Source organism: Hallerella sp. (genome assembly GCF_022776125.1).
Classification (GTDB): Bacteria; Fibrobacterota; Fibrobacteria; order Fibrobacterales; family Fibrobacteraceae; genus Hallerella; species Hallerella succinigenes.
On the sequence record NZ_JALFIA010000038.1, the window covers coordinates 1 to 4,103 of the forward strand.

General features: G+C 51.1%; 5 protein-coding genes. 1 reads left to right on the top strand and 4 read right to left on the bottom strand.

Going from position 1 to position 4,103, the window contains the following annotated elements:
• The 4 genes from tsf to rplM all read right to left on the bottom strand — a co-directional run.
• Positions 1-752: translation elongation factor Ts (tsf, locus tag MR847_RS04875; protein ID WP_287723100.1), on the bottom strand; the 752-nt coding region annotated here is incomplete at its 3' end.
• A 2-nt stretch (positions 753-754) separates the two neighbouring features.
• Entirely contained in the window at positions 755-1,558 is an 804-nt protein-coding gene (gene rpsB, locus MR847_RS04880; RefSeq protein WP_100425692.1) for a 30S ribosomal protein S2, read from the bottom strand.
• 243 nt (positions 1,559-1,801) lie between these two features.
• Positions 1,802-2,206, bottom strand: a complete 405-nt coding sequence (gene rpsI / locus MR847_RS04885) for a 30S ribosomal protein S9 (protein WP_100425691.1) — start codon at positions 2,204-2,206, stop codon at positions 1,802-1,804.
• Positions 2,207-2,222: 16 nt separating this feature from the next.
• Positions 2,223-2,657 carry a 50S ribosomal protein L13 gene (gene rplM / locus MR847_RS04890; RefSeq protein ID WP_100425690.1) on the bottom strand — a complete coding sequence of 145 codons (435 nt, stop codon included), beginning with the start codon at positions 2,655-2,657 and terminating at the stop codon, positions 2,223-2,225.
• A gap of 237 nt (positions 2,658-2,894) precedes the next feature.
• On the opposite strand from rplM, the gene MR847_RS04895 reads away from it, so the two are divergent.
• Positions 2,895-4,103 (top strand): MATE family efflux transporter (locus MR847_RS04895; RefSeq protein WP_287723101.1); only part of this gene is annotated, 1,209 nt, incomplete at its 3' end.

A 4,103-nucleotide genomic window follows, 5' to 3' on the forward strand; every position in this document is an offset into this window, starting at 1 on the left:
TCTTCGAGAACGATTTCCTTGAGGACCTTGGCAACGCGACCGTCGATCTGGCGCTGAACGAATTCCGGCTTCGTCTGCTTACCGGAAGCTTCGATCTGAGCCTTTGCGATTTCCTTTTCCTTTTCGATGGTTTCAGCCGGAACAGCGGCATCGTTCAAAGCGACCGGTGCGAAAGCAGCGGCCTGCATAGCGATGTCCTTAGCAGCAGCCTTGAGGGCTGCTTCGTCTGCAGAACCTTCGTAAGAGAGTTCGGTAATCACGCCGATCTTACCGTTCATGTGGCTGTAAACGCCAAACACGGAGTTCGGAGCCTTCTTGAGTTCCTGGAATTTGCGGAAGTCGATGTTTTCCTGGATCTTGACGAGCACGTCCTGGAGCACATCGTTCACCTTCTTGCCGTCCACAACAGCATTCTTCAAGTCTTCCACAGAGGCAATAGCCTGAGTTTCGACAGCCTTGACAGCCATGTTCGCGAGAGCGACGAAGTCAGCGTTGTTGGAAACCGGTTCGGTTTCGCAAGAGAGTTCAAATGCAGCAGCCTTGTCCGCTGTTTCTACGAGGTAGATACGGCCTTCCTTCGCAGCCTTGTCAGCGCGCTTTGCGGCGACAGCAGCACCCTGCTTACGGAGAAGTTCAACAGCCTTGTCCTGATCGCCTTCAGCTTCGATCAAAACCTTCTTGCACTGCATCATGCCCACGCCGGTCTTCTGGCGGAGCTCGTTAACCATAGCGGCTGTAATTTGAATTGCCATTATTACTTTTCCTCAGATTTTGCAGACTTGTCTTCAGACTTACGCGGACGGCTAGAACGCTTGCGCGGAGCCGGAGCGTCGTCATACTTCTTAGCAGCAGATTCTGCATCAGCATTCTTAGCGACTTCAGAGCGAGCCGTTACGTTGTCTGCAATGTAGTCCACAATGAGCTTGATAGACTTCACAGCGTCGTCGTTAGCCGGAACCGGGTAGTCCACGAGGGTCGGATCGACGTTCGTGTCGCAGATACCGATGATAGGAATGTGGAGGCGACGAGCTTCAGCCACAGCGATGTGTTCGTGGTGGAGGTCCGTGACGACAAGAAGACCCGGGAGGGTTGCCATTTCACGGATACCGCCAAAGACGCCGAGCATCTTTTCGCGGAGACGAGTCTTATCGAGAACTTCCTTCTTGGAAAGAACCTTGAAGAGACCTTCAGATTCCATCTGGTCGATCTTGTCGATCTGCTTGATGGACTTACGAACGGTCTGGAAGTTGGTGAGCATACCACCGAGCCAGCGGTTGGACACGAAGAAGTGGTTGGTCTTCTTAGCGGCGTCTTCAACGATAGCGCGTGCGGTCGGCTTGGTACCGACGAAGAGAACGCTCTTACCTTCGCTCGAAATACGAGCAGCGACCTTGCCAGCTTCTTCGAGGAGCTTGATCGTCTTGTCGAGGTTGATGACGTAGATGTCATTCTTCTTGGCAAGGATGTACGGCTTCATCTTCGGGTTCCAACGCTGAGCCTGGTGACCAAAATGAGCGCCTGCAGAGAGCAATTCTTCAACGGAAGGCAAATTAGCCATGATGATTTTCCTTTTTTCGGTTATTCTTCCCAACTTGAATGAAACCGCAAAGCGGGACCTGATTTGGTTCAGAGTCCAGCCACCGAAGCGATTTTTACAAGCCGGTGCTTGATTATACTTAAGCGGAATTGCTTAAGCGAACGGAAATATAGAAAATGACGTTCAATCTGTTGAGTGCATAAAAAAGAAAGACCCCACATCCGGGAGCCTTTCTTTTGAATTTTGCAATGCGTGAAGCGGAGATTAGCGTTTGGAGAACTGGAAGTTCTTACGAGCCTTCTTGCGACCGAACTTCTTACGTTCCACAGCACGAGAATCACGAGTCATGAGACCCTGCTTCTTGAGAGCGGACTTGTCTTCTGCATTGTTCGCAACGAGAGCGCGAGCGATGCCAAGACGGACTGCACCCATCTGGCCAGCAATGCCGCCGCCGTGAGCGTTCACTTCGACATCCCACTGATCTGCGTTGTCGAGGACTGCGAACGGGAGGTTTGCAATCATGTTCTGAACGTCAGAGTGGAAGTATTCCTTAAAATCACGACCATTGATGATACGCTTGCCGGTACCCGGCTTCAAGATAACAGCAGCGATGGCGTTCTTGCGACGACCGGTGCCACGGTAGATCTTCTTAGATTTTGCGGTAGTAATAGCTTTATCCTCCGTCCTAGAAATCGATGCTTACGGTTTCGAGGTGTTGGGCTGCGTGCGGCTGTTCCGCGCCAGCGTAGATTTTGAGTTTCTTCAGCATCTTCTTGCCGAGAGCGGTATGCGGGAGCATGCCCCAGATAGCTTCGGAAAGCGGAGCAGTCGGGTGCTTAGCGATCAAATCAGAATAAGTGATCCAACGCTCGCCACCGATGTGACCCGTGTGATGGAAATACTGCTTCTGTTCAGCCTTCTTACCGGTGGTAAGGACCTTTTCTGCATTGATAATCACCACGTAGTCGCCAGTGTCGACGTTCGGGGAGTAGATAGCCTTGTGCTTGCCCATCAAAAGGCGAGCAGCAGCGGTAGCAACGCGGCCAAGGGGCTTGCCTTCAGCATCGATGAGCTTCCACTGACGAGTGACCGTCTTCGGGTTCACCATAATGGTTTTCATGTCATTCCTCTAAAGTTTCTGCGGACACAGAAACGTGTCGCAGTTCCGGCGTCAAAATTAGAAACCCACAAACAAAAATCAAGGGCAAAAAAGTCTTATTTTTACAATTTTTGCCTAAAATAAGGCGTTTTTAGTTCTATTAATTATATTAATCAATAGAATCATAATAATATTTTCGGATGTTTTGACCTTTTTTTTGGCAACCGAAAGTCGCTTTTCTAAATTCACACCATGCCTGTGAATTTGACAGAAGGAAGTGTCTTTAAGAACATAGCCGTCTTTTCAACGCCCTATTTTGTCGCCTACTTTTTGCAGACCCTTTACGGCCTTGCGGACCTATTCGTCGTTGGACAGTTCGAAGGCGCGGAAGCGATTACCGCGGTTGCCGTGGGAAGCCAGGTGATGCACTTTCTGACGGTGATAATCGTCGGGCTTGCCATGGGCACGACCGTTTTGACAAGCCGTGCCGTGGGCGCTGGAAACCTGCGAAGCGTTTCGAGGATTACCGGAAACACGATTGTTCTCTTTAGTCTTTTCGCCGTGATTTCAACAGCGGTCCTCTTGCTTTTATGCGGACCGATCGTAAGCTTGCTCAAGACGCCTGCAGAAGCCGTCGATGGCACCGTGCGCTATTTGCAGATCTGTTTTGCCGGGATTCCTTTTATTGTGGCGTACAACCTGATCGCGGCGATTTTTCGCGGCATGGGAGATTCCAAGCACCCGATGTACTTCATTGCGGTCGCCTGCGTGCTGAACATTATTTTGGATTACGTGTTCATGGGCAGTATGCGCCTCGGCGCTGCGGGAGCGGCTCTCGCCACAGTCCTTGCGCAGTCGATGAGCGTTCTAGTTTCCCTTTTCGCGGCAAAAAAACTGCATTTAGGAGTCAAGCTTTGCCGTCGGGATTTTAGGCCGCACAAGGCTTTGTTCAAAGGACTTTTGAACATCGGCGCACCGATTGCCGCCCAGGACGGATTCATTCAGGTTTCATTTCTGTTCATTACGATGATCGCAAACAGCCGCGGCGTTGAAATCGCGGCGGCCGTCGGGATTGTGGAAAAGATCATCACCTTCCTGTTCCTTGTTCCATCCACCATTCTTTCGACGATTTCCGCGATTGCAGCGCAGAACATGGGAGCCGAAAAGCCAGAGCAGGCGAAGAAAACGCTTTGGACAGGAACCGCGATTGCGGCAGGGATAGGACTCTTTTTTGCGATGATATTCCAGCCGTTTTCCGAGCCGTTCCTTGCGCTGTTCTCAAGCGACGCTTCCGTGGTACGGTTTGGAACGGAATACCTGAGAACCTATGTGATCGACTGCCTGGTTGCAGGAATCCACTTTTGCTTTAGCGGATACTTTTGCGCCTGCGGACTTTCCATTCTTTCGTTTGTGCACAATGCTCTTTCGATTGTGCTCTTCCGCATTCCGGGAACCTGGCTTGCCGCC

Coding starts and splice junctions, on each gene's coding strand:
- rpsB (WP_100425692.1), bottom strand. CDS start 1,558: ATGGCTAATTTGCCTTCCGTTGAAGAATTGCTCTCTGCAGGCGCTCAT.
- rplM (WP_100425690.1), bottom strand. CDS start 2,657: ATGAAAACCATTATGGTGAACCCGAAGACGGTCACTCGTCAGTGGAAG.